Source organism: Dyella tabacisoli, from assembly GCF_003350925.1.
Classification (GTDB): Bacteria; Pseudomonadota; Gammaproteobacteria; order Xanthomonadales; family Rhodanobacteraceae; genus Dyella_C; species Dyella_C tabacisoli.
Map to the genome: position 1 here is coordinate 23,975 of NZ_KZ857181.1, position 24,502 is coordinate 48,476.

Consider the following 24,502-nt stretch of genomic DNA (forward strand, 5'->3'; position numbering starts at 1 on the left):
TGGTGGTTAGACCGACGATAACTCGGCGCTTGGCGAGCGGCGCCTGAGTCGCCGCGCGATCTCGCGCGCCAGTTTCTCGATGCGCGGTGCCTTGACGATCGACGTATGGCTGCCGCCGATGCGCATGATCTCCAGGCTGTCCCCAAGCAGTTCGCCCCAGCCGAACGACACATCCTCGCCTTCGCCGCGATCGGCGGCGAAGTAAGTCACCGTCGTGGCCGTAGACGGCGCTTCGTACTCCACCGCCACCGTGGCGCCCGCGCGGTAGACCGCCAGCACGCGCTTCATCAGCGCCATGTCCAGGTGCGCCGGCAGCAGGCCTTCGCGCTGGGACACCGCGATCATCGCGTCGACATCGCCGCGTTCGGCACAGACCATCAGTTCGGCATGCGCGGGATGCTGCCGCACGTCGCCGCTTGGCGATTGCAGATCGGCGATCCAGTGCATCAGCGCGCGGCATTCGTCGAAGTCGGCTTCGTTCGCAAGCAGCTCCTCCCGCAGGTGCGGACTGCTCCCGGTGTCGATCATGCCGACAAAGCCCACTTCCTCGCCCGCGGCCAGCAACTGGCAGGCGATCTCGTACGCGATCATGCCGCCCAGCGACCAGCCCGCCACCAGGTACGGACCAGACGCTTGCACGTGCCGCATGGCCTCCAGATACACGCGCGCCATCCCAACGATGCTTGCGTGCGGCGTTTCGCCGGCGGCGATGCCGCTGGCCGCCAGTGCGTAGACCGGCTGGTCGGCATCCAGGTGCCTGGTCAGGTCGAAGGCGTATTGCACTTCGCCACCGATGGGGTGGATCAGGAACAGCGGTGTCGATCGCCCATGCGTGCGGATGGGGACGAGGTTCGGATGCCGCGACGAAACCTTGCTCGAATCGATGAAGGCCGCCAAGGCGCCAAGGGTCGGATGCGAGAACAGATGACGCAGCTCCATCTCGATTCCGGCGCGCTTGCGCAACTGCGAAACCAGTTGCACCGCCAGCAGCGAATGACCACCCAGCGCAAAGAAGTCGTCGTGGACGCCGACCCGGTCGAGCTTCAACACCTCGGCCCATAGGACCGCCATGGTCTCTTCGATCGGCGTGCGCGGCGCGACGTATCCTGCCTCGCTGCGCGTCATGTCGGGCGCCGGCAGCGCACCGCGGTTGACCTTGCCGTTGGGTGTCAGCGGCATGCGTTCGAGCGCCACGACGTGGCTCGGCACCATGTACTCGGGCAAGGTCTGCGAGAGAATCGCGCGTAGTTGTGCCTCCGTGGGCAAGCTCTGCCCTTCGTACGCCACCAGGTACGCCACCAGCCGCTTATCGCCGACGCTGTCCTCGCGCGCCAGCACCAGCGCCTGGCGTACTCCAGTGCACGCAGTCAACTTCGCCTCGATCTCGCCAAGCTCGATGCGGAAACCACGGATCTTTACCTGGAAATCGTTGCGCCCAAGATATTCAATGCTTCCGCCGGTCCGCCAACGCCCCAGATCGCCGGTCTTATAGATCCGCGCATGCGGGTCGGCGAGGAAGGGATCCGGCAGGAAACGCTCCGCCGTCAGCTCCGGACGGTTCAGATATCCGCGCGCCACACCGACACCGCCGATGTAGATCTCACCCGCCACCCCCACGGGCACCGGTTCCCCGTGCTCATCGAGAATGTACACGCGCACATTGCCGAGCGGCCCGCCGATGCTTGGCCAGTCGCCAGCGTCACGCAACGCACAAGCTGTCGCATCCACCGTGCATTCGGTCGGGCCGTAGACGTTGTAGAAATCGATTCCGCTCGCCTGCCGCAAGCGCTGCCAAAGCGGCAACGACAGCGCCTCTCCACCCACCAAGATGGTTTTCAGTGCCGCTTCGTGGCCAGACGACGCCAGCAATCCCGCATCAAGCAGCATCTCCAGTTGCACCGGCGTGCAGTCGAAAGCCACTAGTTGCTGCTGCCAGATATAGGCGAGGAGCGCGGTGCTCTCCGTGCGCAAGGACTGCGGAAAAATAACCAGCGTCCGTCCCGACAGCAATTGCGTCAGCGATTGCACGGACGCATCGAACGTCACCGATGCATTCAGACCCACCCTCGCCGCTTGTCCGCATTCGGCGAAGGCCACGCGTTCCAGGCTCAACCAGAGGTTCAGAATGGAACGATGTTCGACCATGACGCCCTTGGGCATGCCAGTCGAGCCTGAGGTGTAGATCACATAGGCCAGGTTGTGCGGTTGGGCATGGTGATCCAGATTGCTGTCGCTGTAAGCAGCCAATGCATCCGCGTCGCTATCCAGACAGAACAGCGGCGAATCTGGTCCCGCTGGCACCGCATCGCGCACAGGCTGTTGCGTCAAGATCACAACCGGCTTCGCATCGTCCACGATGGCTGCAAGACGATCCGAAGGGTGACTCGGATCGAGCGGCACATAGGCCCCGCCGGCTTTCAACACACCCAGCAGGCCGACGATCATCGCCACCGACCGTTCCACGCACAATCCCACCAGTACGTCCGGACCGACGCCCAGCGTGCGCAGATGACGCGCCAGACGGTTGGCCCGAAGGTTGAGTTCCGCATAGGTCAGCGACTCGCCTTCGTACACCACGGCCACCTGCTCGGGCGTCCGCGACGCCTGGGCTTCGAACAACTCATGCAACGTCTGCGTGTTGGGTTCGAGGTCCGGATAAGCCGTAGCGGTGTCGTTGAACGCATACAGCAGTTGGTGACGCTCGGCTTCGTCCAGCATCGTCAGCTTGCCGACCGGGCGGCCCGGCTCGGCTACGATCGCCTGCAGTAGGCGGGTGAAGTGCCCCGCCATGCGTTCGATCGTGCGCGCCTCGAACAGCTCGGTGCTGTACTCGAAGCAGCCCTGCAAGCCCTCCCTGCCTTCGGTCAGGGTCAGCATGAGGTCGAACTTGGCGGTGACGCCGTTGCTTTCCAGAAGGTTCATCGACACGCCCGGTAGGGTCAGCTCGCCTATCGGCATGTTCTGCAGCGCCAGCATCACCTGGAACAACGGTGTGTAACTGGTGTGGCGTTCCGGCTGCAGCGCTTCGACCAGTTGCTCGAACGGCACGTCCTGGTGCGCATACGCATCCAGCGTGTGCTGTCGCACTTGCTGCAGCAAGCCATCGAAGTCGAGTGTCAGATCCACCTGGGTGCGCAGCACCAGCGTGTTGACGAAGAAGCCGATCAAGTCTTCGATGTCGGCGCGGTTGCGGTTGGCGATCGGCGTGCCGATGCAGATGTCGCTCTGCCCCGAATAGCGGGCCAGCAGCACGTTGAAGACCGCGCACAGCGTCATGAACAGCGTGCTCTGCGTACCCCGGCCCAGCGACTGCAGTTGCGTCACCAGTGCCGCCGGTATCGCGAACGGCACCGTCGCACCCACGTGACTGGCCTGCGGCGGACGCGGCCGGTCCGTGGGCAAGGCCAGCAGACTGGGGCTATCGGCGAGCTGCCGTTTCCAGTAACTGAGCTGTCGCTCCAGCACCTCGCCGCGCAGCCACTCACGCTGCCAGTGCGCAAAGTCGGCGTACTGGATCGGCAACTCCGGCAACGGCGACGGCCGGCCTTCGGTAAAGGCCTGGTACAACGCCGCCATCTCGCGCACTACCACGCCCATCGACCAGCCATCCGACACGATGTGGTGCATGGTCAGCAGCAGGATGTGCTCCTGCGCATCGAGTCGCAGCAGTGCGCCGCGGATCAGCAGATCGGACTCCAGGTCAAACGGCGTCTGCGTTTCTTCCATCAACAGGCGGTGCGCTTCCACCTGCCGTTCCCTCGATGGCAGCTCGGAGAGATCGCTCAGGGCCAGCAGCAAGGCCGTGGCCGGCATCACGATCTGCACGGGCGAGCCTTCCTGGTCCGCGAATCGTGTGCGCAGCGCCTCGTGGCGTTGCAGTATCTCATCGAGCGTACGGCCCAGCGCATCGATATCCAGATCGCCTGACAGACGCAACGTCAGCGGGATGTTGTACAGCGCACTCTGGCGATCGAGCTGATCGAGGAACCACAGGCGCGTCTGGGCGAACGACAACGCCAATGGCGTATCGCGTCCTACCGGCTGCAGCGGCGGAGCGCCGTCCCCGGTATCGGCATCGGCCACCCGATGCGTCAATGCCGCCACCGTGGGTGCGTCGAACAAGGCACGCAATGGCAGTTCGACGCGCCAGGCACGTTGCACGCGTGACACCAACTGTGTCGCCAACAGCGAGTGACCACCCAGTGCGAAAAAGTCGTCGTGCATGCCGACCCGATCCAGCTTCAGCACCTCGGCCCACAGGCCCGCCATGATCTCTTCCGCGGGCGTGCGCGGCGCCACATAGCCCGCCTCGCTACGTGTCATGTCCGGCGCCGGCAGCACACCGCGGTTGACCTTGCCGTTCGGCGTCAGCGGCATCCGTTCCAGCACGATGAAGTAGCTCGGCACCATGTACTCGGGCAGCGTCTGCGACAGCAGCGCCCGCAGATTGGCCTCGTCGGGCAGCGTCTGCCCTTCGTGCGCGACCAGATAAGCCACCAGACGCTTGTCGCCCGCGTGGTCCTCGCGCGCCAGCACCACCACTTCGCTGGCCAGCGCCTGCAGCGCGGACTCGATCTCGCCCAGCTCGATGCGGAAGCCGCGCACCTTCACCTGGTGATCGATACGGCCCAGGTACTCGATCTCGCCATCCGCCCGGTAGCGAACCAGATCGCCGGTGCGGTACATGCGTGCGTCCGGCACGGCACTGAAGGGGTTCGGGACAAACTTCTCCGCCGTCAGTTCCGGCCGTTGCAGATAGCCGCGCGCCAGGCCGTCACCGGCAATGAACAGCTCGCCGGCCACGCCCAGCGGCACCGGCTCCCACTGCGCATCGAGAATGTAGGTCTGCGTGCCTGCAATCGGTCGACCGATCGACACCGACGTGGTCGATCCTTTCATCACCAGGGTGAAGGTCGAATACGTCGTGTCTTCCGATGGACCGTACAGGTTGTAGACCTTCTCCACCGACGGCTGCTGATACAACGCCTGCGCCAGCGTGTTCGCCAGCGCCTCGCCCGCCAGGTTCACCACCTTCACCGACGCCGGCAGCCCGCGGCCGCGCAGCACTTCCGCCATGGCTGACGGCACCGTGTTCACCAGCGTCACCGGCAGCGCGTCGGCGTGCTCCATGAAGTCGAGGATGTTGTCGACCAGCCAGGTGGCACCGCCCTGACTGAGTGGCACGAATAGCTCGAAGATGGACAGGTCGAAGCAGACCGAGGTCGAGGCCAGCACCTTGCTCAAACTGTCGCGGTCGAAGGTGGCCTGAGCCCAATGGATAAAGGCCACCGCGTTGCGGTGCTGAATCCCCACCCCCTTGGGTTTGCCGGTCGAGCCTGACGTGTAGATCACGTAAGCCAGGTGATCGCCACGGGTAACGGATGAAGGATGGTCGTCGCGCTCGCCGGTCCACAACGCGTCGACGGCATCGACACGGATCACCGTCATCCCATCCACCACAGGCAACGCCAACGGCAATGCTTCCTGCGTCAGCAGCACTCGCGGCTGCGCATCGAGCAGCATCGTCGCGATGCGCCCCGGCGGATAGGTCGGGTCCAGCGGCACATAGGCACCGCCAGCCTTCAGCACGGCGAGCAAGCTCACCAGCAGGTCGGGCGTGCGCGCCATGCATACGCCCACCAGCACATCCGGACCGACGCCCAGGCGCCGCAGATGGTGCGCCAGGCGATTGGCACGCCGGTTCAACTCGGCATAGCTCAACTCGGTGCCGCGATGCATGACCGCCACGCTATCCGGCGTGCGCGCGGCCTGAGCTTCGAACAAACCCTGGATGGCCGGCGTCCCGGTTGACGACGCCACCACCGTGGCGGCGTTCCACTCATCCAACAGCAACTGCCGCTCGGCGACCGGCATCACCTCCAGGCTGTCCATCGACGCCTCCGGCTGGTTCTCCAGCGCGTCGGCCAGTTCCCCAAGCACCGTATGCATGTACTGGCATACCCGCCGCGCGCGATCCTCGCCCGGGATTTGCACCGCGATACCGAAGCCGTCGCCCGAATCGTCGATCGACACCAGGCACGGATAGTTGGTGCGTTCCTTCACCTTGATCGGCCGCATGCCCTCCAGCACGTCGATAGCGGACGCGTCGGCGCCGGCGTTGTGGCGATAGTTGAGCAGCGACGAGAACAGCGGCGTCGGCGCGGCCACACCGCTGGCGCGCTGCGCCAGGGCCAGCGACGCGTGCTCGTGTCGCAGCAGCCGGGTCAGGGTCGCGTGCGTATCGCGCACGCCGTCGAGCACCGGCTTCGCGCCGGTGGGAATGCACACCGGCAACGTATTGATGAAAATGCCCAGCACGCGGTCCGCACCTTCGCCGCTCTGCATGCGGCCGAACAGCACCGTGCCGAACACCACGTCCTGCCGCCCCGAGAGGCGCGACAGCACCTGCGCCCACGCCAGGTGCATCAGGCTGGCCGCGCTCACGCCGAGCTTGCGCGCCTGTTGCCGCAGGCGCCGCCCCAGCAAGGTCTCCAACTTGAGCTGTGCCTCGGCGATATCCGTGCCGTCGCCCTGCACATCCAGCAGGCCGAACGGTGCAGTGGGCTCGTCGACATGCGCCAGCATCGGGCGGAAGAACGCCTCGTGCTCCGCCTGGCTTACACCGAGTCGAGCCTGAGCCACGAAGTTGCGGTACGGCAGCGGCTCGGGCAGCGTGCCGCCCTGCCCTTCGAGGATGGCTTTCAACTCGCCCATCAACAGTTTGAGCGAGGTGTTGTCGTCGATCAGGTGATGCAGCATCACCTGCATCAGCCAGCGGCCCTGCTTCGCATCCTCCGCCACGAAGCAGCGGATCAGCGGCGCCTGCCGCACATCCAAGCGATAGTTCAGCGGGTTGTAGCGCTCGCTCAGTTGCGCCGCCACATCGCCGCTCTGGTCCAGGCTGACCTCTTCGAGCGGCAGCGGTGCCTGTCGCCATACCACCTGCACCGGTTCGGCCAGACCTTCCCAGTGCATGGCCGTGCGGAAGGCATCATGCCGCGCGATCACCGTCTCCAGCGCCGCCACGAACCGGTCGCGCAGGTCGCGCGTCTCGAACGCCCACAGCATCTCCATCAGGTACGCATCGCGCTCTTCCGCCATGCGGTGATGGAACAGCAGGCCCTCCTGCACCGGCGCCAGCGGATAAATGTCCTGGATATTCGCGGCACCGCCCGGCACGCGTTCGGCGATAGCGGCGAGCTCTTCGTCGCTGAGCGGCACCAGCGTCACCATGTCCGGCGTGATCCGCGTGCAGCCGGCCGGAATGCCGTTGGCCGGCACCGCGATCTCGCTGCCACCCTTGCTCGCCGCCACGGCCAGCGCCGCCACGGTGGGCTCGGCGAAGAACTGGCGGATATCCACCGACAGCTCCACGCGGCGCATCCGCTCGATCATCGCAATGGCGAGCAAGGAGTGGCCGCCCAGGGCGAAGAAATCGTCGTGGACGCTGACCTTGTCCAGCTTCAACACTTCCGCCCAGATACCGGCAATCACTTCCTCCACCGGCGTGCGCGGCGCGACATAAGCCGCCTCGCTACGAGTCGTATCCGGCGCCGGCAGCGCCTTGCGGTCGAGCTTGCCGTTGGCCGTCAGCGGAAAGCTGTCGAGCACCACGAAATGGTTCGGCACCATGTACTCAGGCAGGTGCTTGCCCACTGCGGCACGCAACTGCGTCTCATCGGGCATGGCCTGCCCGTCGCGCGCCACCACGTAGGCCACCAGCCGCTTGTCGCCGGGCTGGTCTTCGCGCACCAGTACCAGCGCCTCGCGCACCGCCGGATGATCGGCGACGCGCGCCTCGATCTCGCCCAGCTCGATGCGGAAGCCGCGGATCTTGACCTGCTCATCGTTGCGGCCGAGGTATTCGACGCTGCCATCCGCCAGCCAGCGGCCGACGTCGCCGGTCTTGTAGAGCTTCGCCTGCGGATCGTCGACATGCCTACTGTCGATAAAGGGATGGGCGATAAAGCGCTCGGCCGTGAGTTCCGGCCGGTTGAGATAGCCGCGCGCCACGCCCGCGCCGCCCACATAGAGCTCGCCGGCCACGCCGATCGGCGCCGGCTGGCGATGCGCGTCCAGCACATAGAGTTGCAGGTCGGGAATCTGCCGGCCGATCGGGCTGGGGCCGACGCGATAGGCATCCGACGGCTCCAGCGCCAGATAGGTCACGTGCACGGTCGTTTCGGTGATGCCGTACATATTGACCAGGCGCGTAGCGGCGTTCACCGGCCGCTCGTACCAGGGCTTGAGCGCGCTCAGCTCCAGCGCCTCGCCGCCGAACACCACGTAACGCAAACGATGCGCCTTGCCCTGCTCGCCCTGCGCGGCGATCAATTGGCGGAACGCGCTCGGCGTCTGATTGAGCACGGTCACGCCCTGCTCGCATAGCAAGTCATAGAACTCCGACGGCGAACGCGTCACCGCCTGCGGCACCACCACCAGCTTGCCGCCATAGGCGAGCGCGCCCCAGATCTCCCACACCGAGAAGTCGAAGGCGAACGAGTGGAACAAGGTCCACACGTCGTGCTTCCCGAAGCCGTACCAATGATCGGTGGACGACAGCAGCCGCATCACGTTGCCGTGCGCCACCATCACCCCTTTGGGTTGGCCGGTGGAGCCGGAGGTGTAAATGATGTAGGCGAGGTGATGCGCTTGCAGGCCGATCGATGCGGCGTCGAGATTGCCGGAGTCCACATTCGCCCACGCCTGCGCGCCGCTGCGCAGATCCAGCACCGGCGCTGCCGAGGCCAGCAGCATGTTCTGCACCGCCGGCGGCAGGTTTTCCCAGCCGTTGACCAGCACCGCCACCGGCGCGCTGTCGGCCAGGGTGTAGCTAAGACGGTCGGCCGGATACGCCGGGTCGAGCGGCACATAGGCGCCGCCGGCCTTCAGCACGGCGAGCAGGCCCACGATCATTTCGACCGAGCGCGGTACGCACAGGCCCACTAGCACGTCCGGCCCCACGCCCAGGCTGCGCAGATGGCGGGCCAGGCGGTTGGCCCGCGCGTTGAGTTCCACGTAGGACAGCGACTCGTCCTCGTAGGTCACGGCGACAGCGTGCGGGGTTAGCGACGCCTGCGCTTCGAACAGCTCGTGCAGCCTGCGCGCGTCAGGCGTGGTGCCCGGAACCACCTTGCCCGTATCGTTGAACGCATACAGCAACTGGTGACGCTCGGCTTCGTCCAGCATCGCCAGCTCGCCCACCGGGCGTTCCGGCTCGGCCGCGATCGCCTGCAACAAGCGGCTGAAGTGGCCGGCCATCCGCTCGATCGTGCGGGCGTCGAACAGCTCGGTGCTGTACTCGAAACAACCCTCCAGGCCATCCCGCCCCTTCGCCAGAGTCAGCGTCAGGTCGAACTTCGAGGTGACACTCTCGCTTTCCTTCAGGCTCAGCGACAGCCCCGGCAGCAACTGCTCGTCCGTCGGCATGTTCTGCAACACCAGCATCACCTGGAACAGCGGTGTGTAGCTGGTATGGCGTTCCGTCTGCAGCGCTTCCACCAACTGCTCGAACGGCACATCCTGGTGGGCATACGCCTCCAGCGTGTGCTGGCGTACCTGCCCGAGCAGCTCGGTGAAGCCGCGTTGCAGATCCACTTGCGTGCGCAGCACCAGCGTATTGACGAAGAAGCCGATCAGGCCCTCGATATCCGCGCGATTGCGGTTGGCGATCGGCGTGCCGATGCAAATATCGCTCTGTCCCGAATAGCGCGCCAGCAGCACGTTGAAGGCCGCGCTCAACGCCATGAATAGTGTGCTCTGCGTACCTCGGCCCAGCGATTGCAGTTGCGTCACCAGTGCCGCCGGTATGGCGAACGGCACCGTCGCACCCGCATGGCTGGCCTGCGGCGGACGCGGCCGGTCGGTCGGCAGCGCCAGCAGGCTCGGGCTGTCCGCCAGTTGCCGCTTCCAATAATTCAACTGGCGCTCCAGCACCTCGCCCCGCAACCAGGCCCGCTGCCAGTGCGCAAAGTCGGCGTACTGGATCGGCAGCTCCGGCAGCGGCGACGGCTGCCCTTCGACAAAGGCGGCGTACAGGGCCGCCATCTCGCGCACCACCACGCCCATCGACCACCCATCCGACACGATGTGGTGCATCGCCAGCAGCAGGACATGCTCTTCGTCGGCCAGCTTGAGCAGACTCGGGCGGATCAGCGGCCCTGTCGACAGATCGAATTGAGCGACCGCCTCTTCCTGCAAGCGCAGGCGCGCCTCCGCTTCGCGTTGCGCGGGCGGCAGCTGACTCAGGTCCATCACCGGCAGCGCCAACGATGGCGCCACCGCGATGCGCTGTACCGGCTCGTCCCCCGCCAGCGCAAACGTGGTGCGCAGCGCTTCATGGCGACGCACGATTTCATTGAGCGTGCGCGCCAGCGCGTCCACGTCGAGCCGCCCCGTCAGGCGCGCAGCGGCGGCCAGGTTATAGATCTCGCGGCGGGACTCGTACTGGTCGAGGAACCACAGGCGCTGCTGAGCGAACGACAGCGGCAGCGCCGCGCCGCGCGACACGCGCGGTATCCCTCCCGGTATCGGCGGCGCCACGACGGTCGGTGCCTCCTGGATGTTACGCAGAGGCACTTCCTTGCCGGACTCCACCGGGCGACCCCATGCCCGCGCGGCGCGACGTTGGGATGCCATGACCGGCGCGGACTCCACCGCCGGCGTCGTTATGGCCGCAGTCGCGACGCGCGCGGCTACGCTCGTTTCGCTGACAGGTGCTCCGGCGATCGCCAGGTACGCACGCGCCAGGTGCTCAGCCAGCCCTGCCAGCACCGGGTATTCAAAGAAGACCGTCGGCTTCAACTCCAACCCATATCGCTGGTTCAACGCGTTGGCGAATTCGGTGAAGGTGATCGAATCGAAACCGTACTCGCTCAAGGGCGTCTCGTCGTCGATGTCTTCCGGCTTAACCTTGATTAGTGCCGAAGCCACGCCGACCAGTTCGCGCACAAGTTTGTCCGACGATGGCTGCGCCACAGGGGCGGCTTCATCGCGAGGCGCCTGGGCCGCCGGCCGACCCGAGAGCACCTGGCGGATGCGCGCGGCATCGCCCGCCATCACCAGCAACTGGTGCTGCGTGCCGGCCCATGCCCGGCGCAGCGCCACAATGCCGCTATCGGTCTCCAAGGCATGCATGCCCAACTGCCGCGCCAGCATGGCGCGCGTCGCGGCGTCCACCTGCATGCCGCCCTCGTCCCACAACGGCCAGTTCACCGACAGCGTGCGCCCGCGGCGCTGCCCCTTGGCCACGAGTTCGCCGCGGTAGTGCGCGAACGCATCCATGAAGGCATTACCCACGGCGTAGTCGGCCTGCCCGATATTGCCGAGCGCGCCGGCAATCGACGAGAAGGTGATAAAGCAATCCAGCGGCATGTCGCGGCTGGCTTCATCCAGATTCAGCGTGCCGGCCACCTTGGCGCCCAGCACGTCGCGCAACTGTTGCTGCGTCTTGCCGGCCAGATAGCCGTCGCGTAGAACGCCGGCGCTGTGGATGATGCCGTCGAGGCTTTCGAACTCCTCCGGAATGCTGTGCACCAGCGCAGTCAACGCCGCCGCGTCGGTGACATCCACCGTGTGGTAGCGCACCACCGCGCCCAGTGTTTCGAGCTCGCGGAGGTTAGCCTGAAGGCTTTCGCTCAGCGCCGAACGGCCGGTCAGGATCAGCACCGGGTTGCGAGCCTGCCGCGCGATCTCCCGCGCGAAGATCAGGCCCAACCCACCGGCACCACCGGTGATGAGGTAGACACCTTGTGCCTTCCACGGGATAGGCGCCTCGGCGCCATCCCCATGCGCATCCCATCCCGCCACCTGCCGCTCGCCGTTGACGTAGCGCACCTGCTGCGCGTCGTCGCCGCGGTTGTCCAGCAGCGCCCGGACGACATCCTGCCCCGGCTCGACGCTGATGATCTGGCCAGCGATACGAGGGTTTTCCAATTGCGCTGTACGCAACATGCCGCCAAGGCCACGCAGGGTCTGTTGCACACCGCGATCGGGAACGACGACCTGCAGCAACAAGGTTCCGCTCTCGCGGTTCCAGGTCTGGAGCTGTTCCAGCAGGACGCCCGCGGCATCCATATAGCCTTTTGCGGCATCGGGTCCGGTCGGCAGCCGCACGCAGATCGCATCCGGCAGCACGTGTGCGATATCCGTATCCACACCCAACAGCACCACATGACTGGCGTAGCCAGGCTTCTCACCCTTCGCGGCCGGGCGCGAATGCCATGCGGGCTGGAACATAAGTGTCTGGATCGGCGCCGCGGACGACGGCTTAGCCACCACCGGTGCTCCCAGCATCGGTCGCAGGCTGAAACCACGCAGACGCACGCATACCGCGCCCTGTTCGTCGCACAGATCCAGATCGAGCCTGCGCACGACGTCACTCGCATGGCTGCCGGCGTTGGGGCGCACTACCGCCCACATCGAAGGCGTGCATGGACGCAGCATCTCCAGCACGTCCAGCGCAAACGGCAGCACCGGCGTGGCGTCGGCCTTGCCGGTAGCCGTATCGACTTGCATGCCGACAGTGGCCTGCAACGCCGCATCGAGCAGGCTGGGATGCAGCCCATAGCCCTCCCGCGGTGCGGTGGCCGGCAGCGCAATGCGGGCCAGCACCTGTCCCGGCCCCACCCACAGTTCCGCCAGCCCTTGGAAGGTCGGCCCATAGTGCAGGCCCATCTGCTCGAACAGCGCATAGCACTGCTCCGCTGCCAGATGAACGGCGGAGCACTCGCCACGCAGCGCAGACAGATCGTGCGTTGCCGCCATGGGCAACTCGGTTACCGCCAGCCTGCCGCGGCTGTACACCACCGCCTCGCCGTCGCCGCCTTCGCTATAGATCTCGAACGGCAGCTCACCGGAGGCTTCCGGATAGAGCGCGATATGCAGATCGAGGCCATCGGCGCTCACGGTCACGGGGCGCGTCCACGCCATATCCCGCAGCTGCAAACCGCGGTCGTCGCCGAGCGCTTCACGCGCAGCGCAACGCGCCATCTCCATCTGCGCGGCCCCTGGCAGGACGCGCGTTCCACGCACACGATGGTCGGCCAGATAGAACTCATGGCCTGAAAGCCGCGTGGTAAAGCGCAGGCCCGCCACATCGGAAGTGTTCCGGTGCAGCAGCGGATGCAGCACCGAAGCAGCGGACGCCGCCACGTTTTGCGAACGGGTATCGAGCCAGTAGCGCTCGCGTGCAAACGGATACGTCGGCAGGCTGATCCGTCGCGGCAGCAACGCGCCGTACAGCATCGCCCATGCTACCGGCAGGCCCTTCACCCACAGGTCCAGCAACTTGCCGTGCTGGCCTTGCGCGACCCAGCCGGACAGCAAGGTATCCATCCCCGGGTCGCCAGCCAGCGACCTGAGCACGTCCTTGGTCCGCTTCACTTGGCCGCGGTAGATCTCTTGCTCGCCGCTCGTCTCGCCATCCAGGTAACCGGCCAGCGCTGAGCGCAGTTCGCTCAGCGTGTGAACCACGATACCCAGACGCTCGTCCATCGCCTCACGACCCATCTGCAGCGTGTAGGCCAGGTCATCGAGACGCAGCGTTGCATCGTCTTCGCGCCTGTCCAGGAACGCCGACAGCCGCGCTACTTGTTCACGCAGCCGTTCCTCGCTGCGCGCCGACAGCACCACCAGGGCCGGGCCTTGGCTCGCCACATGGGCTCGTGCCGGTGCTTCGTATTCCTCGATCACTACGTGCGCGTTGGCGCCACCGGCGCCGAACGACGAGATGCCCGCGGTACGCGGGTAAGTCTTGCTGACGCCATCCGTTACGACTACCGGGCGTTCCCACGGCCCCAGCGTCTGCTGCACCACGAACGGCGTGCCGGCAAAGTCGATATTCGGGTTCAATACGCTGGAGTGCAGGCTCGGCGCCAATTGCCGGTGCTTGAGCTGAAGCAATACCTTGGTGACGCCGGCGATACCCGCCGCGCTCTCGCAGTGACCGATGTTCGATTTGGCCGAGCCGATCGCGCAGTACTGCTTGTCCTGCGTCCAATGACCGAACGCCTTGCTCAGTCCCGCGATTTCGATCGGATCGCCCAGACTGGTTCCGGTGCCATGCGCTTCGATGTAGCTGATCGCCCGCGCATCCACGCCGCCGTCGCGCAACGCCCGCTCGATTACCTGCGCCTGCGCGTTCGGGTTCGGCACGGTGTAGCCGTTGGTCTTGCCGCCATGGTTGATCGCGGTGGCTTTGATGATCCCGTAGATATGGTCACCATCGGCGATAGCCTGTGCGAGCGGCTTCAACAGCACTGCACCGACGCCTTCGCCCGGCACATAACCTTCGCCACCCTCGCCGAAACTCTCGCAACGTCCTTTGCCGGAGATGAACTTACCCTGCGCCAGCATCAGGTATTTGTTCGGATGGATCGATACGTTCACGCCGCCCGCGATCGCCACCGCGCAGCCGCCCTGCCGCAGGCTCTGGCAGGCCAGATGGATCGCCGTCAACGACGACGAGCACATCGTGTCCAACGCCAGGCTCGGACCGTGGAAGTTGCAGAAGTACGAGATACGGTTGGCGATCGATGCCGAGCTGTTGGACACCGACACGTTCTGCCCGAGGGCCTGTGCCTGCGCGCCGTAGAGTTGGTACTCCTCGTACATCACGCCCACGAACACGCCGACGTTGCCATCCTGACCGACCGCCACGCTGTCGCGCGTATATCCGGCGTCTTCCATCGCGCCGTGCACGCATTCGAGGAACAATCGCTCCTGCGGGTCCATCAGCTCCGCTTCCCGCGGAGAAATGTTGAAGAACAGCGGATCGAACTGGTCTACCCCATCCAGGAATCCCCCCCACTTGCTATAGGTGGTTCCGACCTTGCTGCGGTCCGCGTCGTAGTAACGCTGCCAGTCCCAGCGCTCCAGCGGGATCTCGGTGATGCTGTCCTTGCCGCCGCTCAGGTTCGACCAGAACGTCTCTATGTCACCAGCCTGCGGATAACGTCCCGACAGACCAATGATCGCGATCGCTTCGTGCGCCGGCGACGCATGGCGCAAGGCGAACCGCGAGCGAGGCTGCAGGATCGGTGCGACCCGCACACTGTCGCGAGGTTTCGCCACGGCAGCCGGCGCGGCGACATTCGCCTTCTCGCCGAGCAGCTCGACCAAGGCAGCGCGATGCTGTTTCAGGAAATAGTCGGACAGCGCCGCGATGGTCTGGTATTCGAAGAACAGTGTCTTCGGCAGCGAGCCGAAGACCTTTTCCAGTTTGGCGGTCAGATCCATGACCATGACGGAATCGATGCCGTACGTTTCCAGTGGCGCGCTCGCATCGATCTTCTGCGCCGGCAATTTCAGCGTCGACGATAAGGTGCGCACCAGGTGGCGTACCGTCTTCTCGTGCAGGTCTTCGGCCACGGAGCCCACGCTGTTCGTCTCGACTGCGACAGCAACGGGTTCCGCTGGCGCATCCTTCATCGACAGCGTGGCTTTCAGCCGATGCGGCAAACCTTCGACCACCAGAACCTGAGGCGCACCGCTCGACCAGGCCTGGGTCAATGCCGCACAGCCGTTGGCGGTGCGTAATGGCGTCATGCCGATTTCCCGCAACAGATACTGCCGCGTCGCGTCATCGACTTGCATGCCGCCTTCGGCCCACAGCGGCCAGTTGATCGACAGCGTGCGGCCATGGCGCAAACCCTGGTCCGCCAAGTCGCTGCGGTAGTTTGCGAACGCATCCATGAACGCGTTCGCCGCCGCGTAGTCGGCCTGGCCTACGTTGCCGATCGCGCCGGTGATCGAGGAGAAGACGATGAAGCAGTCCAGCGCCATATCCGCGCTTGCCTCATCCAAGTTCAGCGTACCGGCCACCTTCGCGCTGAACACCTCGCGCATCTGCGCCGGCGTCTTCCGAATCAGGAAACTGTCGCGCACCACGCCGGCGCTGTGGATGATGCCGTCGAGGCTTTCATAGTCTTCCGGAAGGCTGCGCACCAGCCGCATCACGGCTGCCTTATCGGCGACATCCACCGCGTGATAGCGCACGACCGCGCCCAGGGTTTCCAGCTCGCGAACGTGCGCCTGGATGCGTTCGTCCAGCGCCGAACGCCCGGTGAGGATCAGTGTGGCGCCTTTCGCCTGCCGCGCGATCTCGCGCGCGAAGATCAGGCCCAATCCACCGGCACCACCGGTAATCAGGTAGACACCCTGCGGCTTCCATGGCGCGCGCGCCTCGGCTGCCTGCGCGTACTCGGCCCAGCCGGCGACCTGGCGTACACCGCCGGCATAACGGATATGCGCGGCAAGGCTGCCGCGGTTGTCGGCCAACGCCTGCGCGATGTCCTGGCCGGCGTCGACCTGGATGACCTGACCAGACAAGCGCGGATTCTCCAGTTGCGCCGTGCGCAGCATCCCGCTCAACCCTGCCAGCAAGGCGCCTTCGCCGTCGCACGGCACCACCACCTGGATCAGGTGCTGCCCTGGCTGGCTGCTCAATCCCTGGAGCTGCTCCAGCAGCGCCACGGCCGCCGCTTCGTAGCGCTGCGACAGATCGCCGCCGACCGCAGAACCCAGTTGGACTGCGTCCGGTATCTGCATCTGTACGCGATCGGCGTCGACAGCATTCACGCCCAACAGCAGCACCCGGCGCTGTGCGAACACGGGACTCGCTGCATGACGATGAGCGACAGGCCGCGCGTCCCACGACGGGATCATCAACAGCGTTTGCAAGGATTTACCGTACTCGGCGATGGCCTTCGCCAAGCGCAACTCAAGCCGACGGAAACGAATGCATACCGAACCCGTTTCATCGCAAAGATCGATGTCGAACCTTTGCGATGCCTGGTCCATGGTGTCGCCAGCGCTACGTCGCACGACTGCCCACATGTCGGCAGCACACGGCGCCAGCATCTCCATCGAACCCAGGGTGGCAGGCAACCACAAGGTGGACTCATGGGCGCCATCGGCCGCCAACATCCATCCGAGGGTGGCCTGCAGCGCGGCATCCAGCAGGCTGGGATGCAAGACGTAATCGTCCTGTGTTGCCTGCGCGGCCGCCGGCAAGGTGATCCGCGCCAGCACCTGTTGCGAACCGACGAACAACTCGCCCAAACCCTGGAAGGTCGGGCCGTAGTGCAGGCCCATTTGTTCGAACTGCGCGTAGCACTGTGCCGCGCTCATGGAAGCGGTGCTTTGCTCACGCAAGACGGCAAGGTCGTGTGCCGCCATGGCCACCGACGCATCGGCGATGGCGGTCACCAGACCTTGGCTATAACGCACGGTATCGCCGTCTTCGACGTCGCTATACAGCTCGAAACCGATACCGCCGTCCTCTTGCGGCACCAGGGCGATATGCAGATCCAGCCCTTCCGTCACCACCACGGGGCGCAGCCAGGCAATATCCCGCAATTGCAAAGTGCCATCGTCTTCGAGCGCCTCGCGCACGGCCCGGCGCACCATCTCCAACTGCGCCACGCCCGGCAGTACCCGTAGGCCACGCACCGCGTGATCGGCCAGGAAGAATTCCTCGCCACTGAAATGCGAACTGAAACGTTGCACCGAAAAACTCGAAGTATTGCGATGCACGAGCGGATGCAGCACCGCGCCCGCCGTCGCTACCTCGATGCCTTGTGCTGCATCGGTGTCGATCCAGTAGCGCTCGCGCGCAAACGGGTAGGTCGGCAGACTGATGCGGCGCGGCTTCGTCTCGCCGTACAGCTTCTCCCAGACAACCGGCAGCCCCTTCACCCACAGGTCCAGCCACTTGCCGTGCTTGCCTTGTGCAAGCCAGGCGACCAGCAGGGTATCCACGCTGTCGTCACCGGCCAGCGCCGTGAGCGCTTCTTTCGTCCGCTTCACCTGGCCGCGATAGACGTCCTCGCCCCCCGTGTCGCCATCCAGATACGCGACCAGTTTTGCCCGCAGCTCGCCTAGCGTGCGCGCCACGATGCCCAGGCGTTCGTCCATCGCCTCGCGACCTACCTGCAACGTGTAAGCCAAGTCGTCCAGCCGCGGCGTGGCATCGTCCTTCCGTGTCTCAAGGAACGCCGACAGCCGCGCTACCTGCTCCTGCAACTGCTCCTCGCTGCGTGCCGACAGCACCACCAGCGCCGGGCCGTTGCTGGCCGTTTCCGTGCGCACCGGCGCCTCGTATTCCTCGATCACCACATGCGCGTTCGCTCCGCCCGCACCGAACGAGGAGATGCCCGCGATACGCGGATACGTCCGCGTCGCTCCGTCCTTTTCCAGCGTCGGCCGCTCCCACGGCCCCAGCGTCTGCTGCACCACGAACGGCGTGCCGGCGAAGTCGATGTTCGGGTTCAGTACGCTGGAGTGCAGGCTCGGCGCCAATTGCCGGTGCTTGAGCTGAAGCAATACCTTGGTGACGCCGGCGATGCCCGCCGCGCTCTCGCAGTGACCGATGTTCGATTTAGCCGAGCCGATCGCGCAGTACTGCTTGTCCTGCGTCCAGTGGCCGAACGCTTTGCTCAATCCCGCAATCTCGATCGGATCGCCCAGACTGGTTCCGGTGCCATGCGCTTCGATGTAGCTGATCGCCCGCGCATCCACGCCGCCGTCGCGCAACGCCCGCTCGATTACCTGCGCCTGTGCGTTCGGGTTCGGCACGGTGTAGCCGTTGGTCTTGCCGCCGTGGTTGATCGCGGTGGCTTTGATGATCCCGTAGATATGGTCGCCATCGGCGATAGCCTGTGCGAGCGGCTTGAGTAAGACCGCGCCGACGCCTTCGCCCGGCACATAACCTTCGCCACCCTCGCCGAAACTCTCGCAACGTCCTTTGCCGGAGATGAACTTGCCCTGCGCCAGCATCAGATATTTGTTCGGGTGGATCGATACATTCACGCCGCCCGCAATTGCCACCGCGCAACCGCCCTGCCGCAGGCTCTGGCAGGCCAGATGGATCGCCGTCAGCGACGACGAGCACATCGTGTCCAGCGCCAGGCTCGGACCGTGGAAGTTGCAGAAGTACGAAATACGGTTCGCGACCGACGCCGCGCTGTTGAGCAGCGCCACATTCTGGCCGCGCGCCTGCGCCTGCGCGCCGTACAGTTGGTACTCCTCATACATCACGCCTACGAAGACGCCGACGCTGCCTTCCTGGCCGGCACCGGCATGCCGCGTCACGCTCTCGCGCGTATATCCGGCGTCTTCCATCGCGCCGTGCACACACTCGAGGAACAAGCGCTCCTGCGGGTCCATCAGCTCCGCTTCTCGCGGCGAGATGTTGAAAAACAGCGGATCGAACTGGTCTACCCCATCCAGGAATCCGCCCCATTTGCTATAGGTGGTTCCCACCTTGCTGCGATCCGCGTCGTAGTAACGCCGCCAGTCCCAGCGTTCCAGCGGGATCTCAGTGATGCTGTCCTTGCCGCCGCTCAGATTCGACCAGAACGTCTCTATGTCGCCAGCCTGCGGATAACGTCCCGACAGGCCAATGATCGCGATCGCTCCCGTGTCGTTGGCCGCCGTGATCGGACCGGAGCGAAGCGCATCTTCGGGTTTCCCGCTACCGAAACGGCTGTCCTGTGTTCCGAAGCGAGGGCGCCGGCTCAACGGTGCCGTGATGGCTTCTGGCGGCGCCTCTTTCCTTGCCGGTTCCACAACCGGAATGTCGACGGGGGTTTCGCCCAGCAGTTCGCTCAGGCGCGTGCGGTGATGCTGGATAAAGTAGCCGGCCAGCGCGGCAAGGGTCTGGTATTCGAAAAGCAGTGTCTTGGAAAGCGATCCGAATACCTGCTCCAGAGTTCGGGTCAGCTCCATCACGAGAATGGAATCGATGCCGTAGGCTTCCATCGGCGCATGAGCGTCGATGCTGTGCGCCGGGCGCTTCAAGGTGCCTGCCAGCAGGCGCACGAAGTAGCGGACGGACTTTTCCTGCAAATCTCCTGAGATGTTTTCCGGTGCGGCGGCTTTGGCGGCCTCCGGCGCAGCAGCAGGTTTCGCGTGATGCGCAAGACTGGCCTTGAAACGGTCGATCGCCCCTTCAGCCACCAGGACCTGAGGCATCCCGCTGGCCCATGCATGCGCCAAGGCCTCGCGGCCGCTGTTGGAACGGAGCGGAACCAGGCCGGTATCTTGCGTCATGGCGCGACGGGTCGCTGCATCGACCTGCATGCCGCCCTCTTCCCACAAGGGCCAGTCGAGCGAGAGCGTGCGGCCACGGCGCGCGCCTTGGCGCACCAGATCGGCCCGGTACGTCATATAGCCGTCCATAAAGGCGTTGGCCGCCGCGTAATCGGCCTGCCCCACGTTGCCCAGCGCACCCGAGGTCGATGCGAAGCAGATGAAGCTGTCCAGCGCCATGTCCCGGCTGGCCAGGTCGAGATTGACCAGGCCGGCCACCTTGGCGCGAAGCACCTCGCGTACTTCCTGCGCGGTCTTTCTGACCATGAAACTGTCGCGCAATACACCGGCGGCGTGGAGGATGCCGTCCAGGCTTTCGAATTCGTCGTGGATACCCTGCACCAGATGCGTGACGCTGGCGGCATCGCCGACGTCCACCTCGCGATATCGCACGACCGCACCCCATCGCTCGAGTTCTCGAACGCCCGCGAGCATCGTCTCGGTAGCCGGCGAACGACCAGCCAGGATCAGCACGGGGTTCTTCGCGCGACTGGCGATGTCGTGGGCGAAGATCAGGCCCAATCCACCGGCGCCGCCGGTTATCAGGTAGACGCCGCGATCTTTCCAGGGCGATGAGACATGCGCCGCCTGCGGCAACTCGCTCCAGGCCAGCGCCATGCGCTTGCCGGCGACGTAACGCACCTGCGGCGAATCGCCGGCGCCATGCTCGGCGAGCACGCGCGCGATGTCCTGGCCGCGCTCGACAGCGATCACCTGACCCACGATGTTCGGGTTTTCCAGATGAGCACAGCGCAGCATGCCGCCGAGACCGGACCACGCCATGCCGACACCCTCATCCGGCACCACGATCTGGATCAGGTGCCGACCCGGCGAGTCATAGAGCGCCTGGATCTTTTCCAGCAAAAGACAGGTCGTGGCTTCGAAAGCGTGCGCCAGATCGTCTTCTGCGTTGACGACATGGAACTCGACTCCCGGCATCTGCGGCTGCGGCACATCCGCGACACCGCATAAGAACACCACGCGCCGCGAGAAGGTTTCCGCTCCTACGGCCGACGCTTCGCGCCACTCCGGAGACAACAAGGCCGTGCGCAAAGACACTTCGACCGCCTCTGTCGCCGCCGCGCGTACGCAGAACTCTTTGAGACGAACGCAGACGGCGCCCTTCTCGTCGCACAGATCGATGTCGAACTTCTGCATCGCACCGCCGGTACGGCGATATACGACCGCCCACATCTGCGGCGTGCACGGTGCAAGGATCTCCAGCTCCCCGAGCGCAAACGGCAACAGCAGGCTTTTCTCGCCCGCACCCCGCTCCCCTTCGCGCATGCCGATGGCCGCCTGCAGCGCGGCGTCCAGCAAGCTGGGATGCAGCACGTAGCTGCCTTCCGATGCGCGCAACGCTTCCGGCAAGGCGATACGCGCCAGGGCCTGTTCGTCTCCCACGAACAGCTCGATCAGGCCGCGATGACCGGGTCCATAACTCAAACCCGTTTTGTCAAAAGCGGCATAGCACTGTTCCGCGCTCAAGTGGACATCTGCGCAGCTTTTGCGCAGGCCTTCGAGATCATGCGGAGCCGGCTGCTCGGAGACGACCTTCGTCACCGTGCCCTGGGTGTACACCACGGGCTCTTCGCCATCGCCCTCGCTGTAGATTTCGAAATCGACCTTACCGTCCGTTTCCGGAAACAAGGCGAGGTCCACATCGACCGGCCCCGTATCCGCTGCGACCGGATGCATCCATACGATGTCTTTCAAACGATACGAGCCGGCCGGCCATGCCATCGCCCGCTCCATCGCGCAGCGGGCCATCTCCAGCTGCGCGGCACCCGGCAAGGTACGTTTGCCCTGTACGACGTGATCGGCCAGGAAGAACTCGTTGCCGTCGAAGCGCGAGCTGAAACGCAATCCCGCCACGTTGGAGCTATTCCAATGCAGCAAAGGATGCAGGGCCGTGGAAGTCTGTTTCGCAGCGCCGGCTTCGACCCAATGCTTTTCCTTGACGAAGGGATACGTGGGCAAAGCGATGCGGCGAGGCTTCTTCGTGCCGTAAAGCCCCGCCCAGTCGAGCTCATAACCAGCGGCCCACCGCTTCGCGAGCTCGGTGAGGTTCCGCTCGGACAACAGTTTTGCAAGCTGATCATCGGACGGCGGCTCTTCTGCGATGCGCGTGAGGACTTCCGCGCCGACTTGTCCGGTCAACACATCCACGGCGTCGCCCGCAAGCCAGGCCGACATCTGCGTCTGCACCGCCTCGAACGAATCGGCTACCAAGGCCAGCCGCGCCTCCATCGGCCGGCGTCCAACCTGCAGCGTGTAAGCGAGATCGCTCAGGTCATGACGGAGAGCTTCTGGCGAGGCGATCGCACCCAGTAATTGCCGGGCGCTTTCCCGCAACACCGGCACGGTTTTCGCGGAAAGCAGGATCAGGGCTGGCCCCGATGCTGTCTCGCGCTTCTCGACAAGTTCGGGTTCCCGGTATTCCTCGACGATCACATGCGAATTCACACCGCCGAAGCCGAACGAACTTATCCCCGCACGACGAGGTATCACCAAGCCGGCGTCGTCGCGCAATGCAGGCCACGGCTGCGCTTTGTCGACGATGAAGAACGGACTGCCGTCAAAGGCGATGCGCGGATTGAGCTTTTGATAGTGCACCAGCGGCGGGAACGACTGATGCCTCATGCACAGCACGGTCTTGATGACGCCAGCCAGGCCGGCCACCGACTCCAGGTGGCCGATATTGGTCTTGACGCTGCCAATGCCGCAGGAGTGTTCCTCCAGCGTTTCGCCCTGCTCGGCGGCAACCCGCGAGAAGGCCATCTTCAGCCCTTCCACTTCGATCGGATCGCCCTTGGGCGTTCCCGTGCCATGCGCTTCGACATAGTTCACCGTGCTGACCGGGACGCTCGCCTGACGCAAGGCTTCGGCCACGACGTTCGATTGCGCGAGCGAGCCGGGATAAGTCACCGTGCGTGCGTGGCCGCCGTGATTCATCGCCGACCCGCGCAGCACCGCGACGATGCGGTCGTTGTCCCGAACCGCCTTGTCGAGCGGCTTGACCAGAACCATCGCGGCGCCTTCGCCGCGAACGTAGCCGTTGGCGCGTTCGTCGAAGCTCTTGCAGCTTCCGTCGGGGGACAACATGCCCGTCTTGGAGAAGGAGATGAAATGCGTCGGGCTGCACAACACGCTGATGCCACCGACCAGGGCCTGGTCGCACTCGCCGCGGCGAATGGCGTGGGCAGCCTTGTGCAGCGCCACCAGTGAGCTCGAGCAGGCGGTATCGATCGGCAGGCTCGGCCCGTGCAAGTTCAGGAAGTAAGAAATGCGATTGGGAATGAGCGCGGTGTGCGTCCCGGTGGAAACATGGCCTTCGATTGCATCGAGTGCATCGCCAAGGCGATCTTCATAGTCGAAATTGAACACGCCGATATACACGCCGGTGTTGCTTCCGCTGAACACCTTCGGGTCATAGCCGGCGTCTTCGATACATGCCCACGCCTGCTCCAGCATGATCCGCTGCTGCGGATCCATGACCTGGGCTTCGCGTGCCGAAATGCCGAAGAAATCGGCATCGAAGAACTCCACCCCATCGACAAAACCGCCCCACTTGCTGACGGATTTATTCTTCTCGCGAGGATCGGCCGAATAGAACGCCTCCTTGTCCCAGCGGTTCTCGGGCACCTCGCTGATGCCGGACAACCCGCCGCACAGGTTCTGCCAGAACTGCTCATAGTTTCCCGCACCGGGAAAACGGCAGGCCATGCCGACGATCGCGATAGGCCCGCCTTCATCGGTATGGATGGTGGCGTCATCGCTCGCGCTGCCGTTCGACAGAGACGAGTTTTCCCCGGGCGGTAACTGATGAGTGCTCATGCTAGTGCCTGTCCTGTGATGTGCTCTTCGAGAAACGCTTGCTCAGTGACCAAGGAAGCAGGCGTAATCTGCATGGCCAGCGTTTCTGCCATGCACTGCTCGTCGTATGGTCGCGCCGTGGCGTTGGCGATAAGGGGAACGTTGGGGGCTGCGAACGAGAACTTGATGGCGGTCCGCATGGGCGCATCGCGCACGGCGGACCAGACGTAGTCTTCTTGCAAGGCGTGCAGAACCTTCCCGCTGATGCGACGGATATTGGGGGTCTCGCCGCAACGCGCGCGTACCACGCCGTCCGCGTGACGCATCGCTTCCCGAAAGCCCGCGTCACAATCGAATAGCTCAAGCCCCATCTGAAAATGGTGCGAGCCCTGTCCTGAGAAAAGCAGTACATTCTTCACATGTAACGCACACATTTCGGGCCACAATCCCACCCCAAATCACGCCATCCGCCAGGACGCTGGCAGGCGGGCGCAGGTGTGACGTGCGGCAGACTCGGCAAGCAGCCCCCTGGGGCATACGCACAAATAGGCGCGTGGCGTCAGATGCATGGCGCATAACAAACCGCGCCGTCCAT

2 protein-coding genes are annotated in these 24,502 nt (G+C 64.9%); both read right to left on the minus strand.

What is annotated here, in order from left to right; genetic code table 11:
* Nucleotides 1–6 precede the first annotated feature (6 nt).
* Nucleotides 7–23,928, minus strand: coding sequence for a non-ribosomal peptide synthetase (locus DVJ77_RS17270; protein WP_114846772.1), 23,922 nt, complete (start codon nucleotides 23,926–23,928; stop codon nucleotides 7–9).
* The gene (locus DVJ77_RS17275) at nucleotides 23,925–24,326 is read right to left on the minus strand and encodes a hypothetical protein (protein ID WP_162791541.1); all 402 of its coding nucleotides are present in this window, start codon (nucleotides 24,324–24,326) and stop codon (nucleotides 23,925–23,927) included. The genes DVJ77_RS17270 and DVJ77_RS17275 overlap by 4 nt, the downstream gene beginning before the upstream one ends.
* Nucleotides 24,327–24,502 lie beyond the last annotated feature (176 nt).